General features: G+C 50.7%; 16 protein-coding genes. 10 read left to right on the top strand and 6 right to left on the bottom strand.

All coding sequences use genetic code 11. From position 1 onward, the window contains the following. Window positions 1-107: 107 nt before the first annotated feature. The gene (locus H6F68_RS10295) at window positions 108-890 is read left to right on the top strand and encodes a hypothetical protein (protein ID WP_190558712.1); all 783 of its coding nucleotides are present in this window, start codon (window positions 108-110) and stop codon (window positions 888-890) included. A 44-nt stretch (window positions 891-934) separates the two neighbouring features. Here H6F68_RS10295 and H6F68_RS10290 read toward each other — a convergent pair whose 3' ends face one another. Together H6F68_RS10290 and H6F68_RS10285 are read right to left on the bottom strand one after the other, a co-directional pair. Further along, window positions 935-1,474, bottom strand: coding sequence for a hypothetical protein (locus H6F68_RS10290; protein WP_190558710.1), 540 nt, complete (start codon window positions 1,472-1,474; stop codon window positions 935-937). A 34-nt stretch (window positions 1,475-1,508) separates the two neighbouring features. Then, window positions 1,509-2,051 carry a GNAT family N-acetyltransferase gene (locus H6F68_RS10285; protein ID WP_242065441.1) on the bottom strand — a complete coding sequence of 181 codons (543 nt, stop codon included), beginning with the start codon at window positions 2,049-2,051 and terminating at the stop codon, window positions 1,509-1,511. Between the two features lie 338 nt (window positions 2,052-2,389). Between H6F68_RS10285 and H6F68_RS10280 the strand changes: the two genes are divergently transcribed. From H6F68_RS10280 to H6F68_RS10265, 4 genes are read left to right on the top strand one after another with little or no spacing between them, the layout of a single operon-like run. Further along, window positions 2,390-4,714 (top strand): M23 family metallopeptidase, encoded by a 2,325-nt coding sequence (locus tag H6F68_RS10280; protein ID WP_190558708.1) that lies wholly within the window; start codon window positions 2,390-2,392, stop codon window positions 4,712-4,714. A 23-nt stretch (window positions 4,715-4,737) separates the two neighbouring features. Continuing rightward, window positions 4,738-5,259, top strand: a complete 522-nt coding sequence (locus H6F68_RS10275) for a hypothetical protein (RefSeq protein ID WP_190558706.1) — start codon at window positions 4,738-4,740, stop codon at window positions 5,257-5,259. Window positions 5,260-5,297: 38 nt separating this feature from the next. Further along, on the top strand, window positions 5,298-5,903 hold the full coding sequence (locus H6F68_RS10270) for a hypothetical protein (protein ID WP_190558704.1): 606 nt from the start codon (window positions 5,298-5,300) through the stop codon (window positions 5,901-5,903). Then, window positions 5,900-6,640: a DsbA family protein gene (locus H6F68_RS10265; RefSeq protein ID WP_199300022.1), complete on the top strand. Its 741-nt coding sequence runs from the start codon at window positions 5,900-5,902 to the stop codon at window positions 6,638-6,640. Before H6F68_RS10270 ends, H6F68_RS10265 begins: the two co-directional genes overlap by 4 nt. A gap of 201 nt (window positions 6,641-6,841) precedes the next feature. On the opposite strand, the gene H6F68_RS10260 is transcribed toward H6F68_RS10265, so the two are convergent. Further along, window positions 6,842-7,825, bottom strand: a complete 984-nt coding sequence (locus tag H6F68_RS10260; RefSeq protein ID WP_190558702.1) for an AAA family ATPase — start codon at window positions 7,823-7,825, stop codon at window positions 6,842-6,844. 1 nt (window position 7,826) lies between these two features. Next, window positions 7,827-8,498: a nicotinamide riboside transporter PnuC gene (gene pnuC / locus H6F68_RS10255; RefSeq protein WP_190558700.1), complete on the bottom strand. Its 672-nt coding sequence runs from the start codon at window positions 8,496-8,498 to the stop codon at window positions 7,827-7,829. An 88-nt stretch (window positions 8,499-8,586) separates the two neighbouring features. Between pnuC and H6F68_RS10250 the strand changes: the two genes are divergently transcribed. Beyond that, the gene (locus H6F68_RS10250) at window positions 8,587-8,901 is read left to right on the top strand and encodes a hypothetical protein (protein WP_190558698.1); all 315 of its coding nucleotides are present in this window, start codon (window positions 8,587-8,589) and stop codon (window positions 8,899-8,901) included. 95 nt (window positions 8,902-8,996) lie between these two features. Here the strand turns inward: H6F68_RS10250 and H6F68_RS29330 are convergent, their stop codons facing one another. After that, on the bottom strand, window positions 8,997-9,122 hold the full coding sequence (locus H6F68_RS29330; RefSeq protein WP_277876044.1) for a hypothetical protein: 126 nt from the start codon (window positions 9,120-9,122) through the stop codon (window positions 8,997-8,999). 151 nt (window positions 9,123-9,273) lie between these two features. On the opposite strand from H6F68_RS29330, the gene H6F68_RS28975 reads away from it, so the two are divergent. The 3 genes from H6F68_RS28975 to H6F68_RS28970 are packed head-to-tail and all read left to right on the top strand — an operon-like array spanning window position 9,274 to window position 10,372. After that, window positions 9,274-9,651: a DUF1016 N-terminal domain-containing protein gene (locus H6F68_RS28975; protein ID WP_242065440.1), complete on the top strand. Its 378-nt coding sequence runs from the start codon at window positions 9,274-9,276 to the stop codon at window positions 9,649-9,651. Next, window positions 9,648-9,782 (top strand): hypothetical protein, encoded by a 135-nt coding sequence (locus H6F68_RS29325; RefSeq protein ID WP_277876043.1) that lies wholly within the window; start codon window positions 9,648-9,650, stop codon window positions 9,780-9,782. Before H6F68_RS28975 ends, H6F68_RS29325 begins: the two co-directional genes overlap by 4 nt. A gap of 8 nt (window positions 9,783-9,790) precedes the next feature. Next, window positions 9,791-10,372: a DUF1016 domain-containing protein gene (locus H6F68_RS28970; protein ID WP_313930077.1), complete on the top strand. Its 582-nt coding sequence runs from the start codon at window positions 9,791-9,793 to the stop codon at window positions 10,370-10,372. 13 nt (window positions 10,373-10,385) lie between these two features. On the opposite strand, the gene H6F68_RS10240 is transcribed toward H6F68_RS28970, so the two are convergent. Beyond that, window positions 10,386-11,555, bottom strand: a complete 1,170-nt coding sequence (locus tag H6F68_RS10240; protein ID WP_242065439.1) for a hypothetical protein — start codon at window positions 11,553-11,555, stop codon at window positions 10,386-10,388. A 902-nt stretch (window positions 11,556-12,457) separates the two neighbouring features. Between H6F68_RS10240 and H6F68_RS10235 the strand changes: the two genes are divergently transcribed. Then, window positions 12,458-15,571, top strand: coding sequence for a plasmid replication protein, CyRepA1 family (locus tag H6F68_RS10235; protein WP_190558696.1), 3,114 nt, complete (start codon window positions 12,458-12,460; stop codon window positions 15,569-15,571). The last annotated feature ends 594 nt before the right edge of the window (window positions 15,572-16,165 follow it).

Raw genomic sequence — 16,165 nt, 5'->3', positions numbered from 1 at the left:
TGGAAGCACTCACTCCAGAAGGGGTGGCCTCGATTACAGGACGAGACTCGATTCTCTCAGCTCTATCTGTAGCCGGGTTTTAGAGAATTGGTATAAGTGAAGCAGATTTGCAGGCATTTCGAGACACTGACGCAGCCTTAACTCAACGGGGGGTTGGGATCGCGCAATCTCCTGCCGAGACAGTGGCGATCGCCCGAGCAAAGTTGTCAGCCCTAGCGGTGAAGGCTCAAGAAACGCATGTCAATCAACCTGGTCGATCAAACGCCAATGTGCTTCAGACGCATCAGCCAACCCGGCTCATGTGGGAACCGGCTGATCCCGCTATTACGCCGACAGAGACGACCTGTCTGGGAAAGACGACTCCACAACCCGCTCTCAATGAGGTGCGGTTGTGGTACGTCCAGGCACGAGATATCGGACATTCTGATCACTACCTGAAACGAATTGAGGAGGTAGGTAAAGCGCTCGCCCAGACGCAGCAACCCCTAAGTGAAAAGGCATTGCAAGCAATGGCAAGAGACCAAGCACAGTGGATTGCTCAAGTTGAAACGGTGGTTGACCAAGCTCAAACCATCCTTGCCTGCAAAGGGCAACCTATGGCGGGGGGGACGTTTTATTGCGGGAAGCAGTGCTGCTTATTTGCACGGGAGGGATTGTTCGCAGCGACGGCTCCAAGTCGCGGGGTGCAACCGACTGAGGGCGATCGCCAACAACTTCCGACCGAGATGCTGGCTTGGGAACGAGGCGTGATCCTTAAAGTGGAGCAGGGTACGATTGACAGCAAAACGACCCGGATTACCAACGCCGATGTGGCCAGGTTTGAACGCTTTGCTCAGCGGCTTCAGCTAGCAGCAACGAATCACGCCTCCATTGCCGGGCATGAGCGTTGAAGCAGAGATGCGGCAGGGGAGGAGCACTTTAACAGCGTCAGCCCTTAAGCTGCGGCTGAATTACGAGAAATTTGTCTCGCGTTTAGCACCTGGTCAGTGATGGACTGTGAAGCAGCCTGGGCAACCATCTGCCAGTCCTCTGAGGTTAATAGCTTAGTGAGTACGGCCACCACTTGCCCTTGAGTTAGTTGATCAAGGCGATCGCTTGAAGGCACAGTTGCTAACATTTGTTCTACGGCTACTTGCTGGCTGGGAGTCAGAGTAGTGAGATGCTCTCGGATTAAGCGACGAGCCATCCCATAAGCAGCGTCAAACCCGACTCCCAAATCCCAGGAGGCCATCCATTGCTGCAATCCCGTAAACAACATCGACTGCAACTGCATCTGCTGCCGCATTGCTTGAGATTGTGCTAGATCCATCCCCTGAACCGCTCGGTGATACGCTTGCATCGCCAAACCCGCTTCCACCTGACCATCCGCTGCCGCTTCCATCTGAGCCGACTCGTGCAACCACGCATCCGTGTTACACAGATCCATCAGATCTCGGGTTTCAGCATATTGGTTGGCAAGGGTTTGGTCGTCCATGCAGGATCGTTTCCCAATAAATCATAAATTGAGTCTAGCCTCGAATCAGGCTGTACTCAAAGTATATCAAGCCTTCTTTGTCAGAGTCTGGCCCGTATTCTGCCATCTGATTGCGGCGATAAAAGCCTTCTGAACCTGGAAGTGCATGCAGCCCCACTCGACCGTCATAGCCTAGCTCTAGACTCCGTTGCCGCGCCCACAGCAACAGCGTTCGGCCTACCCCTCTCAAGTATGGGGGATCTTCTAGCAAGCGACGATTCCAAGGAGCGACTGCCAAAGCTTCCACATAAACTAGGCGATCGCGCTGCGGTAATTGAGAGCGATGCCATTGAGTCTCCAACCACATCAGCCCCTGCGTTAAGCTGTCTACCTCGATTGCATAAGCTTCATATCGAACTGCTTGATCGGCTTGTTGCAGTTTGTAATTCCATCGCCAATCGCGATCGGCTTGGTCTGTAAGACGCAGAGTTCCTTGCCAAATTGTTTCAAAATCTTCCAGGTGGCGCTCCCTCATGTCACAGAGGAGCCCGGTTACGATTGCTCCTGTACCACTTAGTAGTTGAATTGATCGTCGCATCCTGAGGAATCATATTGAGCTTTTCGGCCCTGAAATTCAATCACAGCAATTTTTTTACTTTTGGGCTGGAGTGGGAGAAACTTACGGCCTCTAAAAGTTTGGCAATTTCTAACATCGTAATCGCTAGAAGTAATCTACTGAGGTAATTTAGTGGGTTGCTTAGAAACAGTTGGATTGACATCTCAATTCCATCTGCCGATCTCCTCAGTGCCATTTCTCTGACATTTCAGATTTTTACAGTGACAGCATGACTCATCTTTCCTAGCGTCATGCTGTCACTGCTCAACCGAATCCAGTCTATTCTCATTTGCTTTTGCCTTGCTTTGGGGTTCCTGTTTTTGGTTACATCTCCCGTTCAAGCCCAGGTGGCCTCAGCATTACCAGTAACGTCTGACGCAACGGGACAGTACGCTCCGGCCTGGGGTCAAGTTTCCTTTGCCTCCCTCCCTCCCTTTGACAGCACCGGGAACTTGAACGTACCAGAAGATGCAGATGGACAGCTTGACTACAACTTGTCGCGCTCATGGCAGGCAGGAGACTCTGTCTTGAATGTGCTGAAACTCGGAGATGTTCAAGATGCTTTTACTCTTGGCAGTTTTACACTCGGCGACGCGGTGCGGCTAGGCGGGGTTGATCCCACAATTTTGAGCTTGAGCAACTTTAGTTTTCTCAAGGAAGACACTATTGCTGGCTTGGTGAACCAGATACCGGCGATCGCAAGATTTAAAGTCAGTGAGGTCAGACCGCTCTATGACCTGATCACCCAAAGCAGCCCCAATGTTGCCCAAACTCTTTCACGGATGAGTAATTTTAGGGTCTGGACAGAGCAGCCGATCGCGGCTTTAGCCCAGCTCCCAGAAGTCGGCAATCTCTCTCTCAATCATCTAGACCTAAGTCAGTACAGCTTCACGCAACTGCCAGGGCTGGAACAGACAACCTTGAGCAGCATTCGGGATTGGAAAAACCTCCATCTGACCCAAATCCCAGGACTAGGCAATGTCCCTTTTTCTGCCTTCTTCAATCCCGGTCAGTTTCTGGGTCTGATTGCCATTCATGACGTGACCTATGGGGGTGATAGCGCACACCAGGAGTCCCGCTGGACACCCACCCAACACAGCATCACGGGCAGCTATGAGGTGGGCTTCCATTATGAGTGCGCTCAAGCCCAAGGGTGCGATTACCTGGAACTGGATTCCCCGTTTTCACTGGGAAGCGCAGGTGACCCGACCCAGCTGCATGGAGCCAGATGGATTCGAGGGGGCAATGGCGTGGGGACGCAGATGGTGCCAGGGGGACATGGGGTATTAGGAACGCTCAATGGGGGTCAAGAGCCGACAGGACGACACCCGTTTGGCCAAGCCTTTAAGGTCGTGCTGACAGAGACAGACGAATCGACGGGAACGGGAAAGTTTGGACTGTACTTTCGGGTCTGCCATCGCAGCGCCTTTGTCGATCTCGGCTGTACCCCCTACTTTATTGGCCCAGTTCCCTGGTTTTCTACTCACGAGAAGGGCAAAGTTCTCGTCGGGCTGACTGAGCTCCCACCGCCATCCGGGATTCAGGAGCCTGAAATTCTTCCTGAAGTGCAAGCAATGATTCACCAGTATGACCCAGGCACAGCCTCAGACCAGAACAGTCAGATTTGCCAGGTCGATTCCACAAAATTAGATGCGCTCAGTCGACGGGTCTTGACCTCTCTACCCAGTAGCAAGCAAGCTCAAGCCCTCAAAATGGTTCCCTTAATTATGCAGTCTTGTGCTAAAGCAGGCGTGAGTGATCCAGCCCAACTGGCTTATATTCTGGCCACTGCACAACATGAAACCGACTTTTGGAACACGATGGATGAGTACAGCCGCCATCACTATGACGAGTGCGGCTGGGGTGAAGGCATGATTCAGGTGACTTGGTGTGACAAAAAACGATTTGTCCTCCAACGCTTAGGCTTATCCGCTTATCGAGGGATCAGTGACAGACGCTTAACTCAACCCGCGATCGCGGCAGATGCCCTGTGTCGAGGGATGAAAGAAGGCTGGTATGGGCACATGCGCCCGCTCTCACAGTGTATTGCTGGTGGCAAAGCAGATTATCGCTGCGCCAGGCAGCAAGTCAATGGAACTGACCAATGGAAACTCATTGGCGGATATGCCCAAAAATTCCAAAAGGTTCTCACCTTCACGGGTAGTAAGGCGGCAACGGGCACAACCGCTCTCACTTGTAGCAGCACCAGTCAAGGCAGTGGCAAAGGAACTGGTCAATTGCAAAATCCGATTCCTGGTGCTCCAGTCACGAGTGAATTTGGTCCTAGAGCATCGCCTTGTGCGGGGTGCAGTTCTCGCCATCGCGGCATTGATTTAGGAGTTGCGAGCCACACTCCCGTTAAAGCCGCAGATGGAGGCACAGTCGTTTACTCAGGCTGGATGAGTGGTTATGGCGAGACGGTCATTGTCGAGCATGGGCGGGGACTGATGACGCTATACGCGCATAACTCAAAGCGGCTCGTGAAAGTGGGTGATGCCGTTTCAGCAGGACAAATCATTACTCGAAGTGGGCAATCAGGGGCGGGCACAGGACCCCACTTACATATCACCGTGATTGAAGGAGCCACTCCTGGCAACCCCTATAGCGGTCGCGAGGTTGACCCCAGAAAGTACATCAAGTTCTAATCACTAGAATCAAAGGCAGCATCATGAAAAAAGCTCTGAAGCAAACAATTGTATTTGGATTAACGACCTGCCTCACGACGCTCATGGTCGTTGGAAGTGGACACATCGGACAAGCTCAACCAGCCTCAATTCCAGAGTTCGTAAAACCTTGTATTCCTAGCCGAGTTCGGCCACCCATCGTCCGCACAGAATTAATCGCTCAAGCCTCGTCAAAGGAAGAAACTTACTTCCTGCTTTACACCTTTCATCCAGATGAAGCAGGCGGAACGGATCTCGTCATTTCAGTCGTAGGACCACAGTGCCGGGAAGAGTTTTACAACGCACCGGGTGATGCTGTCTCCTTAACCCAAATTGTTGAACGAAATGTGGCCAATCAACTGGCACTCGGTCGTTATCAAAACGAAATGCGGCGCTTGGGTCGGGCCAAAGTACAAGCGAATGTCAATCGCGTCATCGCGGCTCAGGGCACTTTCTACCCAGAAGACCTTTGGGCACTCAGGCAACTCAGGTTCAAGCTACCTGCAAATACACAGATGAGTCAATAAGTGTCATAGGTTTCATGTCAAAGTTGGGGTCAACAACCATGAGACTAAGATTTAAGTTAGGGCTACTCGCAATCTTGCTGGGATGCAGTTTAGGGGGTGGATTGGCCTTGCAAGCGTTCACACAGCAAATTGCTCCCTCGATCTCAAATGCCTCGACCCTCTTCGATCCGGTACATCCCACCTTGAAGCGCACTCAAATTCCTCTGCGCCTGCCCACCTATCTGCCTCAGGACTTGCAGATAGAAGCCAACTATGAACCACCCCCCATTCAAGCTGTATTTCCAGAACAACCTTCCAATCGGGGGTATAAAATTGTCTTAGGCTATTCCCCCACCTGCTCTGGTGGCAACGCCTGTCGCTTGGGGACGGTGGCAGGTCATCTGAAGCCTGCTCAATCGATTGAGTCTGAGTATGCTTGGGTGCGCCGCTATCCAGGCGTGAAGTTCCCAGAACCGATGCAAAAAGTGAAGTTGGCCAATGATATTGAGGGCTGGTTCATCCCCTGGACTTGCGCAGCAAATTGTAGTGATGCCAAAGTCGTTTGGGATGAGTATAGCTACCGCTACTCGATGGGCATCAAGGTGGGCGATCGCGCTGCCCTCGTGAAGATGGCAAATTCCGCAATTGAGGCAGGTGACCCATGAAAATCTGGCAAGGCTTTGTGGTTCTGTTTTGCTGCTGCCTCTGGATGGTCGGGATGCCTCCGGCTGAAGCGCTTGACCCGAGCCTGGAACAAGCGGTTCTAGAAATTATTGAGCAGCACCCGGAGGCCATTCTCAAATCCCTGGCCGATTACCAGCAACAACAAGAGCAGCAAAAACAGGCACAGACCGCAGCGATCGCTCAGGTTCGACCTCAGCTTGAGCACATCATTCGCACTTCCCCATCGCTCGGTGATGTTCACCAGGCTAAAGTCACCTTGATCGAGTTCGCCGACTTTGAGTGTCCTTTTTGCATCCAGGCTCATCGATCTCTGAAGCAATTCCTGGCTCAACATCCGGAGGTTGCTCTAGTTTACAAACACTTTCCGCTAACGGACATTCATCCCGAATCCCTACCCGCCGCCAAAGCTGTTTGGGCTACCGGACAGCAAGGACACTTCTGGCCCTTTCATGATGCGCTGTTCGAGCGACAACCAAACTTGGCCGACCCCCTCTACCTAGCGATCGCCACTCAGCTCAAACTTGATCTCGACCAGTTCAACCGCGATCGCCATAGCGAGGCTGCAACCCAAGCGATTGCTCAGGATATGCAGCTGGCCAATAATTTAAAGATTGAAGGAACACCCTCTTTCCTGGCACTCACTTCCAAAACTGTGGAATTAATATCTGGTGCAGATTTTCAAGCACTAACTAAGATTGTGAATCGGGTTACTCCCTAGATCATCAGAAGCCAGTTACCAGATTTTGAACAGGAACAGCCCTTTGAGTCTGGCGATCACGATTGAGCCACTGAAACTTTTATCCCAGGAAAACTCAATTGTAAAGGACTTGGCTGGCAGCAATTCTCAGCCGTTGGCTCTCTAGGATCGCTCTCATGAAAGACTTCTGTTTCCTGGATGGCCCAAGCGATCGCTTTGCGTTTAAGGAGCAGCTAGGGGAGGAAAAACGAGGAGGGAATTGATTGCCGCGATCGCTCTGGCCATACGGACCTCATGAGAGCCCGCCACGGTGATATAGCACTTACCTTTCTGGGTCAGCACCTCTATAAACCATTGGTGCATCTCTAAGCGAATCGCTTCTCCCTCTCGGGTACCGTCTTGTACAAAGCCAAAATCAGGAGCCGTCAAAAGATACAAGTCATAGTGGCGACTATCGGCAATTTGTTCCACTGCTGGAGAGTAGGTGCCGCAGTAGCGGCGATGCCAAACATGGGTTGCCAGCGGATCAGTGTCACAAACTAGAAGCTGATTGGCCCGCAGCGCCAGATCTGCTTCCCAGGCCGCTTGTCCCTTGGCAATGTGTACAAACTCGTAGCTCTCCCATTGCTCTGCCTGGGGTGTATACCGTCGTCCTTCCCAATACCAGCGACCATACTCGGGCACCCAAACCGTTTGGTAATGCTGAGCTAACGCCTGCGCTAATGTGGTTGTTCCACTCGACTCCACGCCGAGGACACAGACTCGTTTGGCCAAGTAAGCTTTGGCGGACGGCGTGAGCATTGGCCAATGAGTGGAGAGATCTTGACGCAGTTGAGTGCCAGAAATGGGAAAGTGGCAGCGGGGTGGGTCGATCGCCACATGTCTGGCTCCCATACCGGCAGCCCAGAGTTCTCCGTACGTCTCCGAGGTAAAGGCGAGTTGGGGTTGCCGTCCTTGCAGCACTTCTAAGGCTCTAACCGCCCAAGGTTCTGGAGCCTCTGGAATGTCTTCAGCGACCTCAATGACTTCTACATCAGGATGGAGCAGGTGAATCCAGCTGGCTCGCACTGATGCTGGAATCGCTTGGGTGGGTTTAGACCCAATGAGCACTACGAGGTGATCGACCTGTGCCTTGGCCTGCTGAATTAGGTAATCATGGCCGCGATGGAAGGGATAGAACTTACCAACGGTAATCCCCAGTTTCATGCTACTGCTCAGTTGCCTGCAATTGTTGTTCTAGCTCGAGGCGCTGGAAGTTCCTCAAGCCCCTGAACGCCATGAAGCTAAAAACGCCATAGAGCAGGCTCGTCAAATACAAGCTGCGGGAAGCGTAAAGAGGCACATAAATCACATCCACCGTGATCCACAGATACCAGCTTTCCACATAGCGACCCATCAGGTAGAGATGCGCCACCAGACTCATCATGGTAGTCAGGGCATCCCAGAAGGGCGCAGCTCCTCGGATGGCAATCAGGAAGGAGCGCAAGATAAAAATCGCGGCGATCGCGAGCCCAGCGGTGATCAGCAATCCCTGCCTTGAAACATGCCCAATCGGCTTCTCGGTCTGATTGTGTCCCCCACGCAACCAGATATAAATAGCCTGCACGCTCGTGATGAAGTAAAACGCTTGCAACCCCACCTCCGCATATAGCTGGGCTTGGTAGAACACGAGGCCATAAAGCGCAGTTCCCACGAGTCCAATCCACCAACCGACGGGTTTATTCTGGGCCAGCAACCAAACACTCCACGCATAGCTCACTGCCGCGATCGTCTCTACCCAGCTCAGTTCTATTGGAATCCAACGTTGCAGGGGTAGCAGCAAAAGCACGAGACTGGCGATAACGCCCAGGCTATAGGAAAGCGCAGTGGATTGGGGCATTGCAGGATGAAGGAATTCTACCGATCGACAGTACCCGATTCTTGGCTAAAAAACTCCAAATAGAAGGGTTAATTTTCATCTTTTGCTTGTGGAAACCTTTGCTCAAATCGCGCCGAATATAGCTGCCAATTGTCTCATACTGCTGGGTACAGCTGCGTTGCTCTTCCCCAAGACGATGGCTGCCTTTGTCGGTATTCAACCGGTGGCTCCGGTGGGCATTTCTGAAATTCGCTCCACCTTAGGCAGCTTCTTTCTGGGGTTAGGAGCCACTTGCCTCTGGCTACAGTCTGCGGATGCCTTTACGGTGTTGGGGGTGTCACGATTAAAAACATTGGCGATGTGGTTGCAGAAGCCCTCCTGGGTGGTCTGTTTTTTCTCAGTTGGGGCTGGAATACTTAGCTAAATAGTCCTATGGATGCTGAGCGCGTTAATCACTCAGTTGGGAAGCCCCCACACCACACTCATAGTCCTAGTCCAGGAGCTGCTCCTCGCGATCGCTCAGTTTAATCCTAGCGGATCACTTAAGTAAATTTCCACTAGGACTAAAAATGGAAAGAGAGCCAGGACAGCAAGACCATCCCCAGCAGGGCGATCGCAGCGACGTTCTGAACACATAGGTTTCATTCGAACTAAGCAAGGTTAAATACTGACTGCACAAGCGAGGCTCAATTACCCTGGGCTCCCATATCTTTGCCAAATTGTTCAAGAACGGCTAGATCAACTCCATCTCCTAAACACCATCCGCTAGAATCAACAGGGTGGCAGCAAGATATCAATGGATAATGACTTGTCAAAGTCAGGCTACGAGGAGTTTCTCAAAGAATTAAAAGAGCGCATCCGAAACGCTCAGGTCAGAGCAGCTCTTGCAGTAAACCGAGAGCTGATTCTCCTGTATTGGCAGATTGGCAAAGAGATTCTCTACCAACCACAGCAGCAAGGCTGGGGAGCTAAAGTCATCAATCGGCTAGCAACGGATCTCCGTAAAGCGTTCCCAGACATTAAAGGATTTTCAGCCCGTAACCTACTCTACATGCGGGCGTTGGCAGAGGCTTACCCAGACGAGCAAATTGTGCAACAGGTTGTTGCACTAATTCCTTGGGGACACAATGTGCGGATTTTGGATACAGTGAAGACTGCCAAGGAACGGATGTGATACATCCAACAATTCAATATGGCTGGAGCCGCAACGTTTTGATCCATCAGATCGATAGCCAGCTCTACCGTCGCCAAGGCAACGCGATCACCAACTTTAACCGGGTACTTCCGCCCCCCAGTCTGAATTAGCTCAGCAAATTATCAAAAGTCCTTACTCGTTCGATTTTCTGAGCCTAGGCAAAGAGGCACTGGAGCGAGAGCTGGAAACTGCTCTGATTCAACACATTCGAGAGTTTTTGCTGGAGTTGGGGGTTGGGTTTTCCTTTGTAGGTAGCCAGCATCCCCTGATTGTGGATGAGAAAGAATATAAAATCGACTTGTTGTTCTACCACTTTCGCCTGCACTGTTTTGTGGTGATTGACTTGAAGGTGGTGGAATTCGAGCCAGAATTCTCCGGGAAGATGAATTTTTACGTGTCAGCTGTCGATGATCTGCTGCGAAGCCCTGAAGATAAGCCTACAATCGGCATCACCCTCTGCCGCACCAAGAGCAAAACGGTGGCGGAGTATGACTTGCGCGATGTTCATAAACCCATTGGAATTTCCACCTACCATATGGGCATACCCTTGCCCGAAGAGTTCCAGAGCAGCTTGCCGACCATTGAAGATTTAGAAGAAGAACTCGAAGCGATCGCTGCCGAGGTCGAGCAGACTCTAGCATCTCAGGAAATAGAACAGCTTTCCCTATTTGCAGACCCCGCAACCATACAAGAAGATTGAATTGACGTAAAGCTTAAGCTTGATGCAGTCGAATCTTTTGAGGGTTAACCTGAAACTCAACTGCCCTCCTTTTACCGGACAGCTCTTGTGCGCCGAGAATATATCCTTCATTGCGTAACTCTTCTACAGTTCGCCAGAAGATTTGGTTATTACGAGAGGAATTACTACCTAGCAAATCTAGGTTCTTAAAGAGGTATTGCTTGGAAATCGTCAAATACTGTCCATCTTGGGGTGAGTCCCACTTCAACCGACTCGCTAAATAAACCAGAAGTTTTGTCTTATAGTCGTTTTTAGCATTTGCTCCTGGTTTCTGAGTAATATCAATTTCGCTAGCGAACAACACATAATCTCCGGTACGGCTAGGCCCTTCGAAAAACTCTAAAGATACCGTATAAGAGTCAGCAAGTTCATAGGTATAATCTGCAGCTTTAAGCAGATCAAAATCTCTAGAAAGGTTCTCAATTTTATAACTTCTAATTCGCAAAATACTCTTGATAATGACCTCAGCACCAACTTTATTTCCATCTCTTAAAGACTTTGCTAGAACTAGTTCAATTCGATGTAGCGCCACTAAATCTTGATTTAACTGAGATCTTACCTTGGCATGAAATCCTCCATCTTTCGTTCGAGAATAGCCTAAGCTCTCTAATAAATCATTCGAGCGAAAAGTAACTACAGAACCATTGTTCTGTTCTGCCGCCAGTTTATAGAGGTGGAGAACAATTCCAACCTGCCTAGGATTGAGGAAGGTTAGAAGTGCCATAAATAGGCGCTGAATTCGACGGTCTGTTATTTTTTCGAGGCCCTTACTAATTCCCTTATCAACTAATGCTTCAAAGTCCAGATTCTCATACTCTTGCTTCAGATCTTTCCACTCTTCAGCCGTGACATTCTCTAAAGGGACACGACGAGTGACAGCCACTTCACTGGGATCATTCGTGTCTGACTCAACCCGCAGCTCTAGGTAGTAACCATCGTTGTCAGCACGGAGAATGGGGAGCTGCACGTCTGGATTATGAACAGAGGCCGCAGCTCTGGGTAGTAGCATCAACAATTGTCCATCAACTGGAAAAGTTAATTCTTTTTGACCTGACGTCATATTGGCAGCAGAGTGAACGGTTGTAGGGATTTTACCTGAAGATTCAGCAAGTGGAAGCTTTATCCCTACTTTACTGTTTGTCAACCCTTTTCTACTGTCGTTCCTCACTTTTCTGGGATCAATCGAAATCCTCTATCACCCCGGCGTACGTTTTTGAAAGCGTTTTCTATCACTCCGGCGTATGAGCTGCTCTATCACCCCGGCGTATTACAGCTTTTTCTTTTATCACTCCAGCGTATGAGCTGTTCTATCACTCCGGCGTATATTTCAACAAGCTTACAAGTTGATAAATATGGACAATGACTCACTTTTATTCATTTTCTCTATCACTCCGGCGTATGAGCTGTTCTATCACTCCGGCGTATTGTAGCTTTTTCTTCTATCACTCCGGCGTATGAGCTGTTCTATCACTCCGGCGTATTTAGGCTCTATCACTCCGGCGTATTCCTTTCTTGGAGACAGTTTCAGCTTGTTTAATTTCGCAGTTTTCGGTGTTTAATATGGGTCAGATAGAGCTTAGCCGTTCTTCTACTCTTGCTTAACGAGAACTGAAACCTTAGCTTTCAGGGTGTAGCGTTTAAGCAATTCTACCAACTCACTCTACCGAAAGGTTTTTATCTAAGCCTTTTGAGTTACCCTTCAGATCTGCTGGTTGCACTACCCTTCAGATCTGCCAATTGCACGTTGATCTATGAAAAAGGAGGGGCAAGCAAAAACAGCCCTCCAAAGGAGAATTGGAGGGGGCATTAATTTATTTGAATTAATTCGTTTAGGACGCTAGCTTCGACGCCGACCAAGCAAAAAGTTAGACCGTCCAAACAATAACTACAGGAGAAGTCATGTAGTGAAGATTATGCTCCTCATGAGCATAGTCAGTTTTATATTGCTTAATTTTAGAGGTATTTTTGCAGATGTTGCAAGCCTTTTGGCAATATCTCTGGCTGCTGCATGTTTACTTCTCCCTGAAATCGTAAAAATAGAGGGAGATGAGTGTGTTCACTTTTTGCCAGAAGGTTGTTCCAGCGGACTCTTCTATAGAGAGAAGTAGCAAATCTTTTAGCCGGCAGCTAGAACATTGGGCTCAATTAGAATTTACTCAAAAAATCCAACAAGAATTTGTAGAAGGTAGTGCGATCGCGCCCTGCCTGTACCACGTTGCAACCCGATTGGTTGGCGATACTGAATCCCTCCCGGGTGGTGAGGTCGCCTATCCCATTCACGAAGCGTTGAATTGGCATGTGACCCGCTTTGGGTATCAAGCCCGTACCAATTTGTATGCCGTTCTACTGATCAATGAAGATGGTTCTTGCTGGCAGGCAAAACTGAGTCATCCCCGGCAGAATAGCAAAGGCAAAACTCAGAAATACGACACCCCTGTCGGCAATGGTTCCCGTGCCTATCTCCCCCCAGTCCCACCTGAAATTCGACAGTTAATCGGTCGTCGTTATGGCGTAGAAATCCCTCTGTCTGGCTCCTTCTGGGATTGGCTCGAGGCACACCCTGAAATTCCCATGGTCCACACTGAAGGTGGTAAAAAGGCGCTCTCGCTACTCAGTCAGGGTTTCGTGCCCTTGGCGTTCTACGGGGTCAACGGCGGCTATCAAAAGTTACTCGATGGCACTCGACGGTTAATTCCCGATGCTGCCAGATTTGCTATCCCGGATCGCCGCTTTGTTCTGGCGTTTGACCAGGATGAAAAGGAAGCCACTCAACGACGAGTGTCCGTGGCACTCTATCGCTTGGGAGGATTGCTAGGTCAAGCAGGCAACTTAGTCAGTGTCGCAACGTGGAAAGCGCCTCAAGGCAAAGGTGTCGATGATTTGATCGTGCGCTGTGGCGCTGCCGCTTGGCAAAGCGCTTATGACCAGGCACTGCCTTTGCAACACTGGCTGATTTGGCAACGCCTAGAGCATCGGCTGACCTACCCTGCCTTTGTGCAAGTCACCACTGCTGACCTGTCTACTCTAGTCCTCCAAAAGATTCCTGACACCGGCATTGTGGCGATCGCGAGTGCCAAAGGCACCGGGAAGACCAAGCAAATTCAGGCGCTACTCCAAGATTCTGAAAAAGCGATCGCCGGAGGACACCGCATCGCGCTGATGCGCAACCTGTCCGCCCGCTTAGGACTGGACTACAAAGGGGATCTCGATAAGGTCAAGGGAGAGTTTATCACTGGAGCTGGTTATACCCTGCGCGTCGGGCTGTGTGTAGACTCTTTACTCAGCATTGATCCCAATAAGTTTAGTGAATGTGACCTCATCCTCGATGAAGTGGTGCAGGTCATCCGCCACCTGCTGACGAGTTCAACCTGTGCCAAGGATGGCAAACGTCCGGTGCTGCTATCCCGCTTGCGCGAACTGATCCGAGTGGCTCGTCGCGTCATTGTAGCTGACGCTGATCTCGACAACGCGACTCTGCATTACCTGAAAGAGTTGCGAGGCGATGACAGTCCCATTTTCTTAATCCGTAACGACTATCAGTCCGCAGGCTACCCCGTGCGCTTTATTCGCTCGCCTGACCGCAGCGCCATTACGGGAGAACTGCTGGCAGAGATGCAATCATTGGCACCCGGCAAAGTGCTCTTCATCGCCACTGATAGCAAGGGGACGAGTAAGGCGATCGCCCGTCTGATTGCCAAAGAAGCTCCTCACAAGCGCGTGTTACTGGTCAACTCTGAAACTAGTGGTGGAGAATGCGAACGAGAGTTTATCCAAACTCCCGATGTCGTCCTTTATCGAAGCGAATACGACATTATTATCTGTTCCCCTTCGGTTGCAACCGGAGTCAGCATCGAGGCTCAAGGCATCATCTCCAAGGTCTACGGCATTTTTACTGGAACCTCCAGCACCGACGCAGATATGGCCCAAGCCTTAGGTCGAGTTCGGGAACCGGTGGAGCGCCTCGTCTGGTGTGCCCAGCGAGGTAGCAACTTCTCGAAGGTGAGCCGCTCCACCAATGTCCTGGAGCTCAAAGACCATCTTCAGCAACGCACCACGGCCACCATTCAACTGATTCGCTCCAGCTTAAAAGAAGATGTTACCGGGGAAATCAGTCGCTACGACTGGCAGAGTGATCCCCATCTCAACCTGTTTTGCCGTATTGCTGCTGAACAGAACTTCGCCATGTATCACTTGAGGGATGCCCTACTAGTGCGGCTTCGATTTGAAGGCAATCAAGTCACCGTCGAAGACCGGGAAAACAACTCAGCAATAAAAGCGCTGCTGGCGATCGCTCGGCAGGAACAGCAGGAAGTAGATGCACAAGCGATGTTAAATGCAGAAGAGCTGACGTTCAGCGAAATTCTCATGTTGGAACAAAGGGAGGGGCTAGGGCGAGAAGAATCGTTAGCGGTCGCTAAGTTTTACTTCAAAGAGTTCTACTGCCTTGATCACCTCACCCTGGAAGATGTGCTGTGGGATAAAGAGGGTAGACGACGCGGCGAACTGCTCAACCTGGAGATGCAACTGTTTCCAGGCGTGGCGAGCGATCTCAGTGCTAAAGCATTGGAGAAGCAGGCGACCTGGAACCAGGGGTATTGCCCTTGGGATATTTCTGGCTCCGAACTGCGGCGTTGGCTTCGCTCAAACATTGGCATGGATGAACTCATTGCCAAGATGCGCTCTGGTTGGCAGTGGTGCAAGTACGACTTGAAACCCTACGCTGATCGCGCCCGAGCCCTGACAGCGCCAATCAAAGTCGCACTTCACTACACCATTACCAGCGCGATGAGTGACACTCAGATCATTCACCAGCTCCTCTCCCAAATGGGCATTAAGTTAAGCATGCACTGGTCTCGCTCCCATCCCGGCTACGAGGGGGAGAAACTCAGGGTGTACAGTCTGGATCTGGCTCATTGGCAGCAGGTGTGGGGGATTCTGCAACGGCGACAGGAGAAACGGCGGCAACTTCAGCAGCGTTTAGAGATAGAGCCAGAGGTTGGATCACCTGCCCGTTTTAAGATTGGATCTCCTGCGGGTGATCCAGGCGCAGAGCCTACAACTGAATCAGATTCCTGGCTTAATGAAGCGGTTTCAAGTGATATGAGGGAATGTTTAGAAGCCTGTGGAACTGACTCTAGAGGATCGGAAGTTCAAAACTAGCCCTTCCGGGAAGTGGTCATTACTCATTAGCTCTCTCCTTTGGTGGTGCTGGCACTACAATCAATTTCCCCGTTGCCAAATTAGGCTAACCAGCCTGCGTCCCAAGCTTCCCCATCCATACAGTCGTACTGTTTAGCGAGTACGTTCTCATCCCTCCTGGACCGGCAGTGGGGCAATTGGATTCATAGGTGATTGATTCGCGATCAGAGCGATCTCGCCTCCGACTGATTGGAGCTGAGCTATCCGGTAACAGAAAGCGCTAACGGATCTGGAGTCAATCAAAGGAATCTCATTCCATCAAGTGAATTGCTCAGGTGGGAGGCAACTGCGTCAGAAGTGCGGCAACAATCAAACACAGAAGCGGCTGAAGGCAGATTGCTCGCCTATTGAGGCCAGAGGTGCGTCAAAGCTACAGTGCGGCAGTTTTGCCACAACGACTACGGTGTGGATCGGAGCAATACGGCAAGTGCGCGGCATCACGTGACAAGGGTGTGGCAAGAAGGCGTTATACCAATTCTCTAAAACCCGGCTACAGATAGAGCTGAGAGAATCGAGTCTCGTCCTGTAATCGAGGCCACCCCTTCTGGAGTGAGT

This window comes from Trichocoleus sp. FACHB-262 (assembly GCF_014696035.1).
Classification (GTDB): Bacteria; Cyanobacteriota; Cyanobacteriia; order FACHB-46; family FACHB-46; genus Trichocoleus.
This window is presented reverse-complemented; position numbering and strand designations above follow the sequence as displayed.